Source organism: Halomonas sp. GFAJ-1 (assembly GCA_002966495.1).
Lineage (GTDB): Bacteria > Pseudomonadota > Gammaproteobacteria > Pseudomonadales > Halomonadaceae > Vreelandella.
Map to the genome: position 1 here is coordinate 1342380 of CP016490.1, position 18106 is coordinate 1360485.

An 18106-nucleotide genomic window follows, 5' to 3' on the forward strand; every position below is an offset into this window, starting at 1 on the left:
GTATTGAGAAGAGAGAAATAGGTTTACTTCGCCCCATCATATAATCTGAGCCAGGGGCGAAGCATATTACGGGTGGAGATTACCCATCAGCATTAATGCGCTCAATAATGCCAGTGAGTGCACTTTCAGCTTGGTCGTTATCTATTTGGCAGGTTCCCGCATTTAAGTGCCCGCCGCCGCCGTAGCTAAGGCATAGCTCACCAATATTCGTGTGGCTTGAGCGGTTGAGTATCGATTTACCAATCGCCAGCACGGTGTTCTGCTGCTTAAGCCCCCACATAACATGAATAGAGACATTGCACTCGGGGTATAGGGCATAAATTACAAAGCGATTGGTGGCGTAAATCGTCTCTTCGTTACGCAGGTCTAGCACCACTAAATTGCCATGTACGGTGGCGCAGCGCTGAATCTGTTCTTTCGCTAATTGTTCGTGCTCACGGTAGAGCGCTGTGCGTTCTTGAACATCATCAAGGGCGAGAATCTCGTCGATGGTATGTTCACGGCAGTAGTCAATCAGCTTCATCATCAATTGATAGTTGGAAATGCGGAAGTCGCGGAAGCGACCCAGGCCCGTGCGCGCATCCATGATGAAATTAAGCAGTACCCAGCTCTGAGGGTTTAAAATTTCCTCTTTGTTAAACTGAGCTGAGTCGCCTTTATCAACGGCTTCCATCATATCGTCCCATCGGGCGGGAAAGGCGTCATGGCCGCCGTAATACTCCCAGACCACACGAGCAGCGGATGGCGCATCGGCGTTAATGATGTGGTTGTCTGCCCGCTCCACATTACGCACGGTCTCGCTTAAATGGTGGTCGAAGGCCAAGTGGCAGCCGGGTACATAGGGCAGGTTGGTTGTGATGTCGTTGGCATCGATATCAATCTTGCCATCCTGCATATCTTTTGGATGCACGAAGGTGATTTCATCAATAAGGCGTAGGTGCTTGAGCAGTGCACCGCATACCAACCCATCAAAATCGCTGCGGGTAACTAAACGAAACGTGGAGGCTTGTTGCGTAGGCATGGTTTTTCTCATGACGATGAAGGTCAACAAAAGATACCAGTAGTCACTAAGGGTTAAAACAAACCATCCAGGCTTATCGTCGCTTGCTCCAACGGTTTAGCCAACGTACAGCGGAGTATCTTGGCATGGGCACCTAGGCCCCATGTGTCATTAGTAAACAATTAAAAGCGCCTTAAACATTAACTAGGCGCAGAGTTGGCACAGTGTTTTTGTTTTTAAACTATTGATTTTTATAATTTATATTTTTTATTGGCACTTTTGGGTATGGCCTGTGCAATGACTTGGGTAAGAGCGAAATGTCAGGAAGGCATGACGCTTTTACCAAGAAGCCATATGAGGAGGCATGATGATGAAGAAGGATTCTTTAAAGAAACTCGGCATCCTAGGTGTATCTTTCGGCCTGATGGCCAGCCCATTAGCTTTCGCTGGAATGGAAGGCAATGACGAGTACGAGCCGACTCCGCAAGAAGAGACCATGCAGGACGATCAAGGCTCTTTCAACTCTTACGACACTGAGCATGAGCACGACGCGACTACTGAGTTTGAAGAGGAAGAGCAAGAATTTACGTATGAAGAGGACGATGAGCAGGATCAGTGGGAAACTGAGGAAGAAGATGATACCGCTTGGTAATCTCTAACCTGCTAAAGGATTAATCGCTTCAACGTCTCATGGATGAGATAAAAAATGCCCCGCCAGCTGCGGGGCATTTTTGGTGCGCGCGTTACCTACCCTCTGTGTGCTGTAAATATTATCGATAGCAGGTTTTAAAGCTCATCCCATTTTCCATCCAGGCATAGCGATAGCAGATATCGCTAATTAACCCATATTACGGGTATAGTCCTCCTCCTTATTTATTAGCTGCGGTTAGCGCAGTGTTTTATAGGTCGTACAGAAAAAGAGAAGAGAGCCATGGAGCAGGAACAAACACCGCGCTGGTGGGCGGTGGTCGCCGTGATGACCGGTATTTTTCTATTGGTGACTGCAGAACAACTGCCGATTGGTTTGCTTTCTCAAGTCTCTTATTCAATGGGGGTTACGCCGGGCATGGCGGGGTTGATGGTGACGGTGCCTGGCGTGGTTGCTGCGTTTTCAGCGCCTTTACTACCCGTCGCTGTAGGGCGCTTAGATCGACGCATCATGCTCACGGTACTCATGGTTGTCATGGTGGTGGGGAGTTTACTCTCGGCGTTTGCGAGCAGTTTTGGTCAGCTGTTGGCCGCCCGTGTGCTGGTGGGACTAAGCATTGGTGGCTTTTGGGCCGTTGCAGGCGGTATCGCACCACGCTTAGTGCCTGAAGCTCAGGTGCCTAAAGCGATGACAATGATTTTTGGTGGCGTTGCGGCGGCATCGGTGCTCGGCGTGCCATTAGGCACGCTGCTGGGGGACTACAGCAACTGGCGTGTGGCCTTTGGAGCGTTAGGGGGCTTTAGTTTATTAACGGCTATTGCGCTATGGTGCTGGCTGCCGCCACTACCACCGCGCGAGCCGGTGCGCCTGCGGGTGCTTGCTCAGCAGTTTAGCAATCGCGGCGTGCGCGTGGCGGTCTTAACCACGGGTTTTGTGGTGGTTGGGCACTTCGCGGCTTACACTTTTATCAGCCCGATTCTGCAAGAAATCAGTGGGATTTCTCAACGCCATGTGGGCAGCCTACTGCTGCTTTATGGAGCAGCGGGCATCATGGGTAATATAGCGGCGGGTATGTTTGCTGGGCGTCACCCTTATCGCGCCGTGCTGGTTATTCCTAGCCTGTTGCTAATTGTCGTAGCCGCTTTTCCACTGTTAGGCGGGCAGCCGAGCAGCGGTGTGATGCTATTGATGGTGTGGGGAGCGGTATTTGGCAGCGTCTCGGTCAGTATTCAGACGTGGATTATACGTACAGCGCCAAACACCGAGGCGGCCACTGCGCTAATGGCGTTTACGTTTAATATGTCGATTGGCCTGGGGGCCATGTTGGGTGGGCAAGTGATGGATAGCACTAGCTTACCCATTGCCATGTGGATAGCGTCTGGCTTGTTCTTAGTCGGCGCATTACTGGTGCTGAGGACACCCAGCACGGTGGTAGGCGTAAAAGCTCGCTGAAATGGCCGTGCTGTTTTACACGAATAAACATTAAAAAAGCCCTGGTCGTTTGAAATGACGAGGGCTTTTTCATAATTGCGAAGAGGGTTTAAGCCGGTAGGTGATGCCTAGGCGTTAAGGGCGTTCAATCGCCAGCGCAACGCCTTGCCCGCCGCCAATACACAATGTCGCGAGGCCTTTTTTGGCGTCACGCGCGATCATCTCATGCAGCAGAGTAACCAGCACACGGCAACCGGAGGCGCCGATCGGGTGGCCCAGGGCAATCGCGCCGCCGTTGACGTTGACCTTGGACGTATCCCAGCCAAGCTCTTTGTTTACCGACAGTGCTTGGGCGGCAAAGGCTTCGTTGGCTTCAACTAGATCCAGGTCGTCCAGGCTCCAGCCCGCTTTTTCCAAGCAGCGGCGGGTGGCCGGTGCGGGGCCAATGCCCATAATCGCGGGGTCAACGCCAGCGTTCGCGTAGGCAGCAATGCGCGCTAGTGGCTCAAGGCCAAGTTCTTTGGCTTTTTCTGCGGAGCAAAGCATGACGACGGCTGCGCCATCATTGAGTGATGAAGCGTTACCCGCGGTCACGGTACCGTCTTTTTTAAACGCTGGGCGCATGCCGCCAAGCTTTTCAGCCGATACTTCGCGTGGGTTTTCGTCGGTATCAAACACCACCGGATCGCCTTTGCGCTGTGGAATTTCCACCGGCACGATTTGCCCTTTGAACTTGCCCTCTTTGATGGCGGCAGCTGCTTTCTGCTGAGATGCAGCAGCGAACTCGTCCATGGCTTCGCGGGTGATGCTGTATTTCTCAGCCAGGTTCTCAGCGGTAATGCCCATGTGGTAGTTATTGAAAGCGTCCCACAGGCCGTCGTGAACCATGGTGTCGATCGCTTTCCAATCACCCATTCGCTGGCCGTTACGGGAATTAGGCAACACGTGGGGCGATGCGGACATATTCTCCTGGCCGCCGGCCAAAATGAGCTCGGCATCGCCACAGCGGATCGCCTGGGTGGCTAGGTGAAGCGCTTTCAAACCGGAGCCGCAGACTTTATTAATCGTCATGGCGGGAACAGATTCAGGCAGGCCTGCTTTAATCACCGCTTGCCGTGCCGGGTTTTGGCCAACACCTGCGGTAAGTACTTGGCCCAGCAATACTTCGTCAACTTGATCCGGAGAAACGCCGGTGGAGGCGAGAATATCTTTGATCACTAAGGCGCCCAAGTCGCTCGCGGGAATACCTGCGAGGGACCCACCGAAAGCGCCTACGGCGGTGCGGCGTGCCGCAACAATGACTACTTCTTGCATAAAATGACTCCTGGAGTAAATAACAGACACTCTGAAACCAGTTGCCTGATAGGCGTACTCTGCTAGCCGTATCTCTCAGCCGTATCTTCAGCATAGGGGAAGGTTGTGCGTTGCGGCAATACGCAATTTTGGGTAAATAAAAACGGGCCGATCAACGGCCCGTTAATAAGTGCGCTTACTCAGTGATTCTGTTTAAGCTAACTGCACAGGAATGGCGTTGCTGGTATGGCTAACGTGATTGCCTTCTTGCAGATACACCAGTGCGGGCTGGTGGTTGTCCAGCTCAGCGTCGGAGTAGTGAGCATAGCTGCAAATAATAATACGATGCCCTGGGGCCGCTAAGTGCGCAGCCGCGCCGTTAATGGAAATTAGCCGGGAGCCCTCTTCACCGCGAATAGCGTAGGTAGTGAAGCGCTCACCGTTTTCTACGTTATAAATTTGAATCTGTTCGTTTTCGCGAATCCCCGCCATATCGAGAAGGTCGCCATCGATAGCGCAGGAGCCTTCGTAGTTGAGTACCGCGTGAGTAACGCGAGCCATATGCAGCTTGGCTTTGAGCATAATGGTATGCATGGTAACTCCTAAATAGTGAAGCTAGCCTAGCGGCTAGCGTCAGTAGTCGTGCTTGGCAGCTGCACGCTGAGGTTGTCGATAAGCCGGGCAGGGCCTAGCTTCGCGGCAGCTAGCATTACCGCTTGGCGCGTGGTGGCGGTTACTGGGCCAAGGGTGGTATCGCGCAGCTCAAGGTAATCGGGCGTAAAGCCGGCATCATACAGGGTCGTTTTGCCCTGTTGTAGTACCTGTTCGATGGATTCGCCGCGTTCCAGCGCGTCCCTAAGTGTACAGAGAGTGCGATAGAGCATCGGAGCCGTGGTGCGCTCTTGCTCGTTTAGGTATCCATTCCGCGAAGAGAGCGCCAAGCCGTCCTCGGCACGCACAATAGGCACGCCGATAATCTCAATGGGCATATGCAGGTCGCTCACCAGCTTACGAATCACTGCTAGCTGCTGGTAATCCTTCTCGCCAAAGCAGGCAACGTCTGGCTGTACGAGGTTAAACAGCATGCTGACGACGGTAGATACGCCGTCGAAATGCCCAGGTCGTGAGCCACCGCACAGGCCTTCGCCGACCTCTGGTACGTGTACTTTGGTTTGAGCCGTCAAGCCGTTTGGGTAGAGCGCGCTAACCGTCGGGGCGAACAACATATCGCAGCCTGCATCGCTCAACTTTGCGTGATCTGCCTCAAACGTGCGTGGGTATGCATCAAGGTCTTCACCGGGACCAAACTGCATGGGGTTCACAAACAGGCTGGCGACTACGATGTCGGCAATTTGGCGGGCCCGCGCGACGAGCGCCAGGTGGCCTTCATGCAGGTTGCCCATGGTGGGCACCAGTGCAATGCGCTGGCCGTCTAAGCGGTGCTCGCCTAGAGCGCTACGTAGTTCGTTGATGTCTCGTAAAGTACGCATAAGAGAAGTTTCGTCGTTCACAGGCTACAAAAGTGAAAACACCGCTTAAAAACAGTGTTCCGGTGCTGGGAAGGCGCGAGTTTTGACCGCTTCATGGTAGTCCTGAAAAGCGTTCTGAATGCTATCTGCGTCGACCATAAAGTTTTTCACAAAGCGTGGTGTGCGACCGTGGGTAACGCCAAGGACATCGTGCATTACCAGAATTTGCCCATCGGTATCGGGGCCTGCACCAATGCCAATGACCGGTACGTCCAGGGCCTCGGTAACCGCTTTGCCTAAGCTTGCCGGGACGCACTCAAGCAGAATTACCGAGGCACCTGCTTCAACCAGCACTTTGGCATCGTTGATAATTTGCTCAGCCTGGGCGGCTTCGCGGCCCTGCACTTTATACCCGCCCATTTGATAGACCGTTTGCGGCGTTAAGCCGAGGTGCGCGCAAACCGGCACGCCGCGACGAGTGAGTTCGCGGATGCCTTCAGCCATCCATGCCTCGCCTTCTACTTTGACCAGCTCGGCGCCCGCGCGCATCAAGGCAGCCGCATCTTCCAGCAGGCGTTCAGTAGTGGCATTGCTCATAAACGGCAAATCAACCATGAGCAGGCTGTGCCCTTTGCCACGCGCCGCACAGCGGGTGTGGTAGCAGATATCGTCGATGGTTACGGGGAGGGTGCTGCTGTGCCCTTGCAAGACCATGCCTAGGGAGTCGCCCACTAGTAAGACATCAATGCCTGCATCGCTGGCAGCATGGGCAAAGGAGGCATCGTAAGCGGTCAGGCAGCTGAACGTTTCGCCGGCGCGTTTGTACGCCTGCAGAGTGCTCAGGGTGACGGTTTTCATGGCGTGCTCTCGTTTTCTACGTGGGGCCGATACATCACTAAGGAAGCCGACCGTTATTAACGCTGCATCCTTGCATGCGTGAAGTGGCGTAACCGGTAATTGTTACCTGAATGGGGGCGTGGTGTCGAGATTTGTGTCAGCTGGTAGCAGTGACGGTGACACTTTTGGGGGCTTCAGCGTTAGATATGCGTTTTATAGCAGAGTGATCTAATTGAGTAAGCCATTTATCCAGCGTCTGCTGGTGCAGCATCAGCGGTTGTTCGGCAGCAGCGGTGGATACTTCCGCTAAAGGTACTAGAACAAAGGCACGTTCGTGCATATGCGGATGGGGTACCCGCAGTCGTGGGCGCTCAATCGTCTGCTGCCCGTAGAGTAGTAGGTCTAAATCCAGCGTGCGGGGCCCCCAGTGACGTAAGCGCTGGCGGCGATGGCGCTGTTCTAACGCTTGAAGCTGGTCTAGCATCGCCAGGGGGGAAAGCGCTGTTTTGATAACCGCCACGGCATTAATAAAATCAGGCTGGTCTTGCGGCCCTAATGGGGGCGTTGCATAGAGCGATGACTGGGCCACTAGCGAGCTGAGAGGCAGGCCACCGAGTTCGTCAAGGGCTTGGCGTACCTGCGCGACCGGGTTTTCCAGGTTGCTGCCTAAGCCGATATAAGCAAGCGCCATCGGGATGCTCACGGGTCAGTTTTGCGTGGCTTGCGGCGTTTTTTACGGCGGCGGTCACCTTGGCTTGCCGGGTCGCTGCCAACTTTTTGCAGCAGCCGGCGCTGTTCGTGTTCATCACCATGCTGGAACGCGGTCCACCAGTCGCCCAAGCCACGCGGTATTTCGCCCGCCTGTTCACGCAGTAATAGCAAATCATAAGCGGCACGGAAGCGCGGGTGCTCGCGGGTCTGAAAAGCGCGTTTGCCACGGCGCATGGGCAGGCGTGCCTGTAGTTCCCAAATCTCACGCATCGGCATCCCAAAGCGCTTGGGAATTGAGATGTGTTGAAGCTGACGAGAGACCACTTCTTGGGAGGCAGTTTGCAGCGCAGGAATGGCAGGCATGCCTTCGCGCTCAAGCTCTGCCTGGCGATGTGCCACCGGTGCCCACAAAAATGCGGCGAGCAGGAAGGCCGGCGTAACTGGACGGTCTTCCGCAATGCGCTTATCGGTATTGGTAAGTGCTTGTTCAATGAGTTCTTCGGCCCAGGCCGCGTCCGCCATGGCTTCTTCCGCTTCAGGGAAGAGCATGCCAAACAGGTTGTAATGGCTGAGTAGGCGGAAGGTGACTAACCCATGCCCCGACATAAACAGTTTCAGCACCTCATCAAACAGACGGGCAGGCGGAATCTGTAGCAGCAGTGGCGCTAGGTCAAACATCGGCTCTTCGGTCGCCGGGTCGATGGTGAAATCTAGCTTGGCAGCGAAACGCACGGCTCTTAGCATGCGCACGGGGTCTTCTCGGTAGCGTGTTGCCGGGTCGCCAATCAGACGCAGGGTGCGTGATTTAATATCCTGGGCGCCATTGGCGAAATCATGAATAGTGAAGTCGGCAATGTTGTAGTACAGCGCATTGACGGTGAAGTCGCGGCGTAGGGCGTCCTCTTCAATATTGCCCCACACGTTATCACGCAGCAGTAGGCCCGCATCGGACTGCTGGGCGATATGGTCGCCGTGCTCGTCCTGGGGCTTGCCACGGAAGGTGGTGACCTCAATCACCTCACGGCCAAACCGCACGTGCACAATGCGAAAGCGTCGACCAATCATGCGTGAGTTACGGAACAGGTCGCGCACTTGTTCTGGCGTAGCGTTCGTCGCGACGTCAAAATCTTTAGGCATTTTGCCTAGCAGTGCATCGCGAATGCAGCCACCTACCAAGAAAGCATCGAATCCGGCGCTGTTAAGGCGATGTAGAACTTTTAAAGCGGCATCGCTGATCTGCTGACGAGAAACAGGGTGCTCGGAGCGCGGGATAATGCGGGGGCTGAGAGGCTCAACGGCGCTCTCTGGGGAATCGAGCAGGGATTTCAATTGCTCTCCCGGGCTATGTAAGAAACGGGTAAATCCTTTGAACATGCGGCGATATCGACTCGCAGGGTATAGAAAAAGTGGCTGTACAATTAGCAGTAAGTTGCTGAGTGTAGCCGACCCCTTAAGGCTTGCAAAGCGTCTATGGTGGGTTTGGTAGATGCTAAGGCCTATAAACGCAGAAAGGGGAAGCTAAGCAAGCCTCCCCTATAAAGCAGACAATCAGCGTCCATGCTGCTGTTTTTCTTCATGATGGCACATCGCCCTGAATACGCACCGCAGTCGGTAGGCGTAAGAACCAGTCTGATTCCGACCGCCTCGTATTCAAAACAATAATCCAACCGCGAACTTTGTCTACCCGGCTTATTGTTGTTGGCTCCGGGGTGTACACACGACCTGCTGTTATTTTTGTTTGGTTGCAGGTAACTCGTTGTACGTCGCGTCCATTTGGGCACTTGCTGGCGTTGTTATTGTTATTCGCTGCGCTTGTTCTATCTATCTTTTGCTTAGCGCAAGCAAGTTGTGAGACACAAGCCTGTTGTTTTTGTTAGTGCTGTTATCTCTACCTGGCCCTGTTGTTTTTGTTTTGGCTCAGGTCGGGGCGGTGTCATGTTGTTTTTGTTAGCGACTTACCGCGCTGCCCAGTTTGTTTTTCTTACCCAGTAATAGTGCACTCACCGTGCCACTCATTGGATATGTCATACATTTCATAAACTTGGCGTTTTAGCGTGATGCCAGGGAACTAATAGCAACAGAAAGTGTTACCCCGCTTGCGAGGTTTTTTAACGGTGGTTGTGTGGGAAGGTAACAGTCGTGAGGTAACGATTTTTGGATGTTTCTTATTAAAATCAGTGTATTAGACATTGGTCGTAGGCGCAGGCATTGATGCCGCTGTGAGCACTGCCTAACTAGGTCGGCGGGCGGTTTTCTTGCGTGGAATGCCCAACCGCTGGCGGCGCTCCCAAAGATTTTTTCGGCTAATGCCAAGCTTTTGTGCCAGTTCTGTTTCACTCATTTGATCCTGGTGCTCTAGCACAAAGTGCTGAAAGTAATCTTCTAGAGAGAGATCGTCCTCTTCGGTAGGCGTTTGGACGTCGTTGCCAACGGGCGCCGGATGGACGGTGGGTGGGTGGGGGCGGTTAGTCACTGGCCCTAGGCCAAGATCATCTGGGTGAATCAGGTGCCCTTCAGCCAGAATGACTCCGCGTTCTAGTGCGTTCTCCAACTCCCGTACGTTTCCGGGCCACGGGTAGTCCTGTAAATCTTGGCGCGCTGCCCGCGATAGCCTTAGCCCTTGGCGCTCGTGGCGCTTACAGGCTTTGTCTAGCAGGATATCGGCGATTTTTAGGACGTCTTCTTCGCGCTCACGTAGGGGCGGCAGTTCGATCTGCATCACGTTCAGGCGGTAGTAAAGGTCAAGACGAAACTCGCCGCTTTTTGAGAGTGCGCGTAAATCCCGGTGGGTAGCGGCGATCAGGCGGACATCCACATGGCGGGTTTCGACAGAGCCGATTTTACGAATTTCACCTTCTTGCAGTACGCGTAACAGGCGTGCCTGGGCATCCAACGGTAGCTCTCCAATTTCATCAAGGAAAAGCGTACCGCCGTCGGCGGCTTCCACTAGCCCAGTGCGGGCAGCGCTGGCGCCGGTAAAGGCGCCTTTTTCGTGGCCGAACAGTTCCGACTCAATTAGCGTTTCAGGAATTGCCGCGCAGTTAACGCAGATTAGGGAGGCTTTTGCGCGTTTGCTTTGCTGGTGAATGGCGCGGGCCACTAGCTCTTTGCCGGTACCAGACTCCCCTTGGATCAGCACGGTAACATCTGCCGGTGCGGTTTTGCGGATGCGGGTGTACACCTGCTGCATGGCGGCGCAGTTGCCAATCATGGTCTGGCGCCCACCCCCTTCGTCAGTAATATCCGGCGGGGTGCCTTGCTGCATCGACTGCTTGTGCAGGATACGTTCAACAGTTTCTAACAGCTCGGTGTGATCAAACGGCTTTGCTACGTAGTCCACGGCCCCCTGTTTTAGGGCATCTACGGCAGAGCGCATGCTGGCGTAGCTGGTCATAATAAGCACCGGCGCAGGCGCTGCCGCCGTGATCAGCGTAGTGCCCGGCTCCCCTGGAAGGCGCAGGTCGCTGATGATGAGGTCAAATTCGTTAAGCGGCAGAGCAATTGCTTCTTCAGCGCTGGCGGCTTCGCTCACGGTATAGCCATGGCGGTCGAGTAAGCGTTTTAGAGCGCTGCGAATAATCGCTTCATCTTCAACAATCAGTATCCGGGGCATGGGGTGAAAGATCATCCTGTTGGTAGAGCGGTAGCCAGAGGGTAATGGCGGTGCCGCAAGGCTGGCCGGGAGGTGGCGAGGCCACGTCTATTTTGCCTTGATGTTCGTTAATAATTTGATACGCCAACGATAGTCCAAGCCCAGTGCCTTCACCCGCAGGCTTAGTGGTCGTAAACGGCTCGAAAAGGCGATCTTTAACGCTGGGTGCAATGCCGTGACCATCGTCGCTTACGCGCCACCAGGCATGGCTGGCGTCTGTACCCGCTTCAATGCGGATATTGCCTTGCGGCTGGCAGGCATCCCTGGCGTTACTTAGTAAATTAACCATTACCTGAGTTAAGCGCTGGTCATCGCCGCGTACCACGATATTGCCAGGGCAGTGGTTAGTGAAGATAACATCCTCTCCTGAGCGGGCTAAGTGGATCAAGTGCAAGGCGTCTTCGCTAATAGTCTTAAGTGTCACGGGCGAAGCCGGCAGTGGCACGGTTTGACGCCCGCCGTGAGCAAAGCCTACCAGTGAGTTGACGATTTTAGTAACCCGCTGGGTAAGCTGTTGAATTTGATCCGCGGTTTCCAGTAATGCGGGATCCTCGGTATCGTAGCGCAGGTTTTGTGCCAGCGATGAAATGCCGGTAATGGGATTGCCGATTTCATGGGCAACCCCTGCGGCAAGCTGGCCGATAGAGGCTAGCCGGGCCGCGTGCACCAACTCATCTTCGAGCCACTTCATCTCAGTGTGGTCTTCCACCAGAATAACGCTGCCGCCCCGGCTGTCGTGGCCACTAAGCACCGCTTGATGCAAGGTTAGAAAGTAGTCTCTACCGTGCAATGCTACCGCTTGCTTGTACAGGGGGGTATGGGTGGCGCTAAGCACGCTGCCCAACAGGGTAGGCCAGGGAGCTGGCAGGCTATCTCGGTGGGAGCCAATCACGCTATCACCGCTAATGCCCGAGAGTTTAGAGAGTGCTTGGTTCCACATAAGTAGCTCATCGTCATCCCCCAATACGCATAGCCCGACGGGTAGCTTGGCCAGGGTTTGGCGGTGGTGGCGGCGCAGCCCGTCAAGCTCGCGGGCAAGTCCCGTTAAGCGTGAGCGGTAGGCTTCAAGTCGGCTTTCAACAAAGTGGATGTCATCGGTAAGCGGCGCGTCGTTGTGGCGATAGGGAAGGTAGCGATCAACGATATCCCTGGCTACGGATGGCCCCATTAGGCCGGAGAGGTTGGCCTGAATCCGGTCGCGAAGGCGGCGCAGTGCGTAGGGGCGTCGCTCCTGAGGGGTAAAATTAAGCGCCTTTAGGGCACGCTCAACTTCACGCTCAGCAGCTTCATCCCCCACTGCTTGAGCAAGATGCGCGGTAAAATCACCGGCCGTCGCAGCTTCTAGCGGCAAGCGCTTGGAGCGGATGACAGCATCTACCGAACAGGCTTCAGCCGCTGAACGCTCGCCCTCTGAAGTGCGGGTAAACAGTGATACCAGGATGAGTAGCAAAATATTAACGGCAAGGGACGTTAGTGTGACGTTATACCAGTGTGGCGAATCGGTCGGCAGTGAATGCATGAAAAAAAGCGTTGTCACCGAGATATCAAAAAGCAGTGGCAGCCAAACGCCCGCTAGCCAGACTGAGATACCGCCAATCAATCCTGCCACCATGCCTTTACGATTAGCGCCTGGCCAGTAAAGCAGCGCGAGCATCCCAGGTAGGCATTGGGCCATGCCCACAAAAGCGGTTAATCCAAGGTTAGTGAGTGAGTGGTAGCGGCCAACACTTTCGGCAAATAGCCAGCCCCCGAAAATAACGGCCACCACTAATCCGCGTCTAAGCCAAAGTAGCCAGCCGTATAGATCGTTTTGTGCTTCGGGGGGGCGTGCGACGAGTACCACGTGATTAAGCAGCATGCCGGAAAGCGCCAGCGCAATCATCATCATGGTGCCGCTGGCGGCCGCTAAGCCGCCAATAAACGCCAGCGCCCCGACCCACCAGTGCTCTGTCATGACATAGGCTGCATAAGCGGCCATAGGGACTGACTCATTGGTGGACTGCGCTGCCCACCAAATGAGCGGTACCGGCAGTGCCATCAGCAGTAAAAATAGCGGTAGCGACCAACTGGCCTGCAGCAGCGTATGGCGGGAAAGGCTTTCGGCAAAGGTGATTTGAAAGAGGTGCGGCATCATAAAGGCGGCGGCAAAAAACAGCAGTAGCAACGTGCGCCATTGCGGTGCTTCCAGCTGTGGGGTCGCGGCCTGAGCCGCTGCCCCCGGGCCTTCTAGCCACTGTTGTAAATCTTGTGGGCCATCAAACACCCACCATAGCGCAATAGCGCCTAGCCCAAGCATGGCTAAAAGCTTAATGATGGATTCAAAGGCAATCACGCTAAGCAGCGTATCGTGGCGGTGTCGGTGGCTATGCCGTGCGCCGAACAGCACGGCGCAGCCCGCAATCACGGCGCAGAATAAGAGGGCCACCGCCGCGCTAAAACGGCTATCGGTTAGCAGGTGTATTGTATCGCTAAGGGTTTGTACCTGAATGCCCAGCAGCGGCATTACCGCCAGGAGGCTAAGCAGAGTGACCACAGTGCCGACCCAGCGCGAGCGAAAGCGAAAAGCAAACAGATCGGCCAGTGACGAGAGCTGGTAAGTGCGAGTGATGCGTTGAATAGGCACGAGCAGCACAGGCGCAAGCAAAAAAGCGCCCGCAGCGCCCAGATAGTAGGCTAAATAGCCAAACCCCGCTTTGGAGGCGAACTCAATACTGCCGTAAATGGCCCATGCGCTGGCATAGACGCCTAGCGCCAGGGTATACACCACGGGGTGACGGGTAACGCGTACTGGCACCCAGCCGCGCTCTACGGCCATGCCACAGCTAAACAGGAGCGCGAGGTAGCCAAGGCCTAGAAGCAGTACACCGAGTAACTCAACGCTCATCTAACTTCCTCTTTTGCTCTAGCCACAGCGTTAGCGCAATCAGGCCGCCCCAGATAGCAAACGGTCGGTACCAGGCGATACTGGGGTCGCCCCAGCCGTCCATGAGCAGTGGCGAGAGCAGGTAGCCCCCAAATACAAGAAACAGCATGATGCGATAAACGTACATGTCAGTGCTCCGAGGGTAATGCACGGTGGTGGAAAGGCCTTAACTGCTCAATCGACCAGTGTGCTATTGCCCAGTTTAACTGCGTTTCAGGGGCTTCCTGGGCCAGCTCGGCGGGCGGTGCTTGGTCAAGCGCTTGAAGCGCTTGAAATAGCTGGCGACGAATATCATCATCACGCTCTGCCAACGCGGGGGCCATATTCTGCTTAGAGAGCTTTTGGCCTTCATCCGTCACGATCAGTGGTAGGTGGAGATAGCGCGGTGTCGGTAAGCCAAGTGCTTTTTGTAGTTGGCCTTGCCAAGGGGTGTTGTCCAGCAGATCGTAGCCCCTGACGACATCGCTAATCGCCTGCTCGGCATCGTCCACCACGACGGCAAGCTGGTAGGCCCAGAGGTTGTCTTTACGCTTTAAGACCACGTCGCCCTGTGTGGCGGGATCGAACTGCTGGTGGCCAAATAAGCGGTCGTGCCACGTAATGGGGCGTTTGGCTAAGTCGCTGCGTAGTCGCCAGGCGACGGGCTTGTTGGTCTCGCGCTGCCCGTTGCGGCACCAGCCAGGATAAATCGCGAACGCTTGCCACTGCTTACGTGAGCAGCTGCAGGGGTAGGCCAAGCCCTGCGACATCAAGCAGTCTAATGCGTGCTGATAGGCAGCCTGGCGGCTGTGTTGCCACGTTACCTCTTCGTCCCAGTGCAGGCCAAAGGCTTCAAGCTGGCGCAGAATAGTGCTGTCGGTGCCCGCTGGACAGCGGGGTGGGTCGATGTCCTCAATGCGTACTAGCCACGTTCCCCCCGCTGCTCGGGCATCTAGAAAGCTGCCTAAGGCTGCGACTAACGAGCCAAAGTGGAGAGGCCCTGATGGCGTGGGAGCAAAGCGCCCCCGGTAGCAAGCGGTCTGTATCATGGGTGCCAATAGCAATTTCAATTAAATGACCAATAAAAACGGGCACCCTAAAGGTGCCCGGCTTTTATTGTAGCGTCTAGTGCATTACCGCTGACGACATTAGCCGCCGAGCTGTTTTTCTTTAAGCTCTGCCAGTGTTTTACAATCAACGCACAGCGTTGCCGTGGGGCGAGCTTCAAGGCGACGAATGCCGATTTCTACGCCACACGCTTCACAGAAGCCGTAGTCGTCTTCATCGATTTTGTCGATTGTCTCGTTAATCTTTTTCAGCAACTTACGCTCGCGGTCCCGCGTACGCAGTTCAAGGCTAAAGCCCTCTTCCTGGGTAGCGCGGTCAGCGGGGTCGGCGTAGTTGTTAGCGTCTTCCTGCAGGTGGCGTACAGTACGGTCCACCTCTTCCATGAGATCCTGTTTCCAATCCAGGAGCAGCTGCCGAAAGTGCGCAAGCTGCTTCTCGTTCATATACTCTTCACCCGGCGCTGGCTCGTACGGGGTAAAGGACTTGGACGCTTCCGGTTTCTTTTCCGCTACTGGCATGGGAGTGCCCCTTACGTATGTGACTGCTGATCGACCATGAGCGTGTGTCACGATCTCACGCCAAAGGGATGCTTGTTTAGCTGAAAACTGACCGTGTTGCAAGCATAATGATCGGTCTTATACTAAGGTATTACAGTTTATTTGGCCTCGCCCATGCTTCTCTACTGGGCCTTTATAACTGCGTTTTTATGGACATAAGGTGAAGGAGACACTATGGCCTGGAATTCCCGCGTGAGTCATGTCGCACCCTTTCGCGTGATGCACTTATTGGAGATGGCTCAGGCCCGCGAGGCCCAAGGCCATGATGTGATTCACTTGGAGGTGGGGGAGCCTGATTTTGCGACGCCTGAGCCTGTTGTGGCGGCGGGCCAGCAAGCCCTGGCCACAGGCAAAACACGCTATACACCGGCGGCTGGTTTAGCGACGCTGCGCGAAGCCATTGCAGGCCACTACGCCGAGCACTTCAATGCCAGCGTTGATCCTTCGCGTATTCTGGTAACCCCTGGAGCATCAGGCGCGCTGCTGTTGGCCAGCCAGCTATTGGTAGAAACCGGCGACCGGGTTCTTATGGCTGACCCCAACTATCCCTGTAATCGCCATTTTATGGCCTTGGCAGGGGCGGAGGTGGATGCCATACCGGTAGGTCGCCAGAGCGGCTGGCAGTTGAACGCCCCGCTGATTGAGAAACACTGGCAAGAGAAAACGCGGCTGGCGATGCTGGCAAGCCCGTCGAATCCCACCGGCCACACGCTCGGAGCAGAAGCGCTAACGGCCGTCTTTAAAACGGTAGCGGCCAGAGGTGGCGAGGTCATCGTTGACGAGATTTATCAGGGTTTAAATTACGACGATGCGCCGTTGTCTGCGACATCGCTCTCTGATCAAGCCTTTGTGGTTAACAGCTTTTCAAAATACTTTGGCATGACCGGCTGGCGCTTGGGCTGGCTGGTGGCGCCGGAACATGCGGTAGAGCCGCTAACCCGGTTAGCGCAAAACGTTTTTCTGGCTGCGCCGACGCCTTCCCAACATGCCGCACTTGCCGCCTTTACGCCTGAATGCCGAGACATTCTCGAAACACGCCGTGCAACGCTAAAGCAGCGCCGCCAAGTGCTGCTTGATGGGTTAGCGCAGCTGGGCCTAGCGCCCGATCTTCCTCCTCAAGGGGCATTTTATCTATGGCTAGACATCTCCCGCTATAGCCGAGATAGCCAAGCGTTTTGCGAGCGGTTACTGATAGAGGAAAACGTCGCTATTACCCCTGGCATTGATTTTGCCCTTGAAGGCGGTGAACACCACGTGCGCATTGCCTTCACCAATGATGTGGCGCGGTTAGAGGAGGCTGTGGTGCGGATTGCCCGCTTTGTGAGTCGATTATGATCGCCTATGAGGGGTTAGAGCCCGGCGTACTGCTGCGCCGCTACAAGCGCTTTTTGGCGGATGTACGTTTGGAAAGTGGCCAAGAGGTAGTCGCCCACTGCCCGAATACTGGCTCAATGAAAGCCGTCAATGTGCCGGGCTGTCGGGTGTGGCTTTCGCCCAGCGACAACCCAAAGCGCAAGCTGGCCTGGACCTGGGAGTGGATTGAGTTGCCCCAGTTAGATGGCACCACGGCGCTGGCCTCGGTGCATACCGGGCGGGCAAATCGTATTGTGGAAGCGGCGATTGAGGCAGGCGATATTACGCCACTGGCGGGCTATCAAACGCTCAAGCGGGAAGTGAACGTTGATGATGCTCGGCTCGATTTTCGTCTGGACGACCCAGAACGCGGTGTGGCCTATGTCGAAGTAAAGCAGGTAACGCTGAAAGAAGCCGATGGTCAAGGCTACTTTCCCGACTCGGTAAGCGTTCGAGGTACCAAGCATTTGCATACGCTAACAGCGCTTGCTGAGCAGGGCGAGCGGGCAGTGCTGCTATTTTGCGTCGCCCATGAGGGTATTGCCGATGTAGCACCGGCTGCCCATATCGACCCTGTTTATGCGGCAGCGCTAGCCAAGGCGGTGAAGGCGGGGGTAGAGGTGTTGGCCTATGGCATTACGCTACAGTGGAGCGCCGAAAAACCGGTCGCGGTGCGCTTAACGCGGCGGCTACCGGTTCGGCTGTAGGGCTTACCGCTCGATATAGAAACGCTGGATAAAGTTGACCGATTCAGGCGATTCATTACGGTCGTAGCGCACGTCGAGTTCAAAACGCATGGCCTCGTCATGACGCATGGTGAACGGGGCTAAGTGATAGGTCGCATCCCCGTCGTGCACGGTGCGAAAGCTCAGCGGCTCTTGGGTGCCGGTAAGGCCGCTGACATAACCCTGTATGCCCGCACTCACTGGGCGAGTGCTGCCGTCGTCCCTACGCTCACGTACGCTTACATTAACCAGGCCGCGGTTAGCGCTGCGCTGGATGTTGTGTGCCTGAGCAACGTCCGGTGTCAGGAAGCTAGTGCTTACAGCGCTGTAGTGGATCTCGTAGTCACCTACCTGAACGAACTGCTCAGCGCTGGCGCTGGTAGTGACCATTAGTGTTGCAGCTAAGCTGACGCTGAGTAGTAGGCTGCGCAACATGGCAAGCTCCTCCTGCTATTTTAT

At 55.2% G+C, this 18106-nt stretch carries 16 protein-coding genes; 4 read left to right on the forward strand and 12 right to left on the reverse strand.

The window, feature by feature from the left end:
- Window positions 1-79 precede the first annotated feature (79 nt).
- Window positions 80-1021: an exopolyphosphatase gene (locus tag BB497_06110; protein ID AVI62312.1), complete on the reverse strand. Its 942-nt coding sequence runs from the start codon at window positions 1019-1021 to the stop codon at window positions 80-82.
- A 349-nt stretch (window positions 1022-1370) separates the two neighbouring features.
- Between BB497_06110 and BB497_06115 the strand changes: the two genes are divergently transcribed.
- On the forward strand, window positions 1371-1652 hold the full coding sequence (locus BB497_06115; protein AVI64278.1) for a hypothetical protein: 282 nt from the start codon (window positions 1371-1373) through the stop codon (window positions 1650-1652).
- Window positions 1653-1931: 279 nt separating this feature from the next.
- Window positions 1932-3101: a transporter gene (locus BB497_06120; GenBank protein AVI62313.1), complete on the forward strand. Its 1170-nt coding sequence runs from the start codon at window positions 1932-1934 to the stop codon at window positions 3099-3101.
- 114 nt (window positions 3102-3215) lie between these two features.
- Here the strand turns inward: BB497_06120 and BB497_06125 are convergent, their stop codons facing one another.
- From BB497_06125 to BB497_06170, 10 genes are all read right to left on the reverse strand, one after another.
- Window positions 3216-4394, reverse strand: coding sequence for an acetyl-CoA acetyltransferase (locus tag BB497_06125; GenBank protein AVI62314.1), 1179 nt, complete (start codon window positions 4392-4394; stop codon window positions 3216-3218).
- A gap of 192 nt (window positions 4395-4586) precedes the next feature.
- Window positions 4587-4967 (reverse strand): aspartate 1-decarboxylase, encoded by a 381-nt coding sequence (locus BB497_06130; protein ID AVI62315.1) that lies wholly within the window; start codon window positions 4965-4967, stop codon window positions 4587-4589.
- Between the two features lie 26 nt (window positions 4968-4993).
- Entirely contained in the window at window positions 4994-5863 is an 870-nt protein-coding gene (locus BB497_06135) for a pantoate--beta-alanine ligase (protein ID AVI62316.1), read from the reverse strand.
- 45 nt (window positions 5864-5908) lie between these two features.
- A complete protein-coding gene (locus BB497_06140) occupies window positions 5909-6700 on the reverse strand; it encodes a 3-methyl-2-oxobutanoate hydroxymethyltransferase (protein ID AVI62317.1) in 792 nt (263 codons plus the stop codon).
- 136 nt (window positions 6701-6836) lie between these two features.
- Window positions 6837-7370, reverse strand: a complete 534-nt coding sequence (locus BB497_06145) for a 2-amino-4-hydroxy-6-hydroxymethyldihydropteridine diphosphokinase (protein ID AVI62318.1) — start codon at window positions 7368-7370, stop codon at window positions 6837-6839.
- 8 nt (window positions 7371-7378) lie between these two features.
- A complete protein-coding gene (locus BB497_06150; protein ID AVI62319.1) occupies window positions 7379-8764 on the reverse strand; it encodes a poly(A) polymerase in 1386 nt (461 codons plus the stop codon).
- Window positions 8765-9620: 856 nt separating this feature from the next.
- A complete protein-coding gene (locus tag BB497_06155) occupies window positions 9621-11003 on the reverse strand; it encodes a Fis family transcriptional regulator (protein ID AVI62320.1) in 1383 nt (460 codons plus the stop codon).
- A complete protein-coding gene (locus BB497_06160; GenBank protein AVI62321.1) occupies window positions 10981-13926 on the reverse strand; it encodes an ATPase in 2946 nt (981 codons plus the stop codon). Before BB497_06160 ends, BB497_06155 begins: the two co-directional genes overlap by 23 nt.
- A gap of 167 nt (window positions 13927-14093) precedes the next feature.
- On the reverse strand, window positions 14094-14993 hold the full coding sequence (locus tag BB497_06165) for a tRNA glutamyl-Q synthetase (GenBank protein AVI64279.1): 900 nt from the start codon (window positions 14991-14993) through the stop codon (window positions 14094-14096).
- 99 nt (window positions 14994-15092) lie between these two features.
- Window positions 15093-15530: an RNA polymerase-binding protein DksA gene (locus tag BB497_06170; protein ID AVI62322.1), complete on the reverse strand. Its 438-nt coding sequence runs from the start codon at window positions 15528-15530 to the stop codon at window positions 15093-15095.
- Window positions 15531-15743: 213 nt separating this feature from the next.
- On the opposite strand from BB497_06170, the gene BB497_06175 reads away from it, so the two are divergent.
- Both BB497_06175 and BB497_06180 read left to right on the forward strand, forming a co-directional pair.
- Window positions 15744-16904 (forward strand): aminotransferase, encoded by a 1161-nt coding sequence (locus tag BB497_06175; protein ID AVI62323.1) that lies wholly within the window; start codon window positions 15744-15746, stop codon window positions 16902-16904.
- Window positions 16898-17629 carry a sugar fermentation stimulation protein SfsA gene (locus BB497_06180; GenBank protein AVI62324.1) on the forward strand — a complete coding sequence of 244 codons (732 nt, stop codon included), beginning with the start codon at window positions 16898-16900 and terminating at the stop codon, window positions 17627-17629. The genes BB497_06175 and BB497_06180 overlap by 7 nt, the downstream gene beginning before the upstream one ends.
- Window positions 17630-17632: 3 nt before the next feature.
- Here BB497_06180 and BB497_06185 read toward each other — a convergent pair whose 3' ends face one another.
- Complete coding sequence (locus BB497_06185) at window positions 17633-18082, reverse strand: hypothetical protein (GenBank protein AVI62325.1); 450 nt, start codon at window positions 18080-18082, stop codon at window positions 17633-17635.
- Window positions 18083-18106: the final 24 nt, after the last annotated feature.

Coding starts and splice junctions, on each gene's coding strand:
- BB497_06110 (AVI62312.1), bottom strand. CDS start 1,021: ATGCCTACGCAACAAGCCTCCACGTTTCGTTTAGTTACCCGCAGCGAT.
- BB497_06115 (AVI64278.1), top strand. CDS start 1,371: ATGAAGAAGGATTCTTTAAAGAAACTCGGCATCCTAGGTGTATCTTTC.
- BB497_06120 (AVI62313.1), top strand. CDS start 1,932: ATGGAGCAGGAACAAACACCGCGCTGGTGGGCGGTGGTCGCCGTGATG.
- BB497_06125 (AVI62314.1), bottom strand. CDS start 4,394: ATGCAAGAAGTAGTCATTGTTGCGGCACGCCGCACCGCCGTAGGCGCT.
- BB497_06130 (AVI62315.1), bottom strand. CDS start 4,967: ATGCATACCATTATGCTCAAAGCCAAGCTGCATATGGCTCGCGTTACT.
- BB497_06135 (AVI62316.1), bottom strand. CDS start 5,863: ATGCGTACTTTACGAGACATCAACGAACTACGTAGCGCTCTAGGCGAG.
- BB497_06140 (AVI62317.1), bottom strand. CDS start 6,700: ATGAAAACCGTCACCCTGAGCACTCTGCAGGCGTACAAACGCGCCGGC.
- BB497_06145 (AVI62318.1), bottom strand. CDS start 7,370: ATGGCGCTTGCTTATATCGGCTTAGGCAGCAACCTGGAAAACCCGGTC.
- BB497_06150 (AVI62319.1), bottom strand. CDS start 8,764: ATGTTCAAAGGATTTACCCGTTTCTTACATAGCCCGGGAGAGCAATTG.
- BB497_06155 (AVI62320.1), bottom strand. CDS start 11,003: ATGCCCCGGATACTGATTGTTGAAGATGAAGCGATTATTCGCAGCGCT.
- BB497_06160 (AVI62321.1), bottom strand. CDS start 13,926: ATGAGCGTTGAGTTACTCGGTGTACTGCTTCTAGGCCTTGGCTACCTC.
- BB497_06165 (AVI64279.1), bottom strand. CDS start 14,993: ATGATACAGACCGCTTGCTACCGGGGGCGCTTTGCTCCCACGCCATCA.
- BB497_06170 (AVI62322.1), bottom strand. CDS start 15,530: ATGCCAGTAGCGGAAAAGAAACCGGAAGCGTCCAAGTCCTTTACCCCG.
- BB497_06175 (AVI62323.1), top strand. CDS start 15,744: ATGGCCTGGAATTCCCGCGTGAGTCATGTCGCACCCTTTCGCGTGATG.
- BB497_06185 (AVI62325.1), bottom strand. CDS start 18,082: ATGTTGCGCAGCCTACTACTCAGCGTCAGCTTAGCTGCAACACTAATG.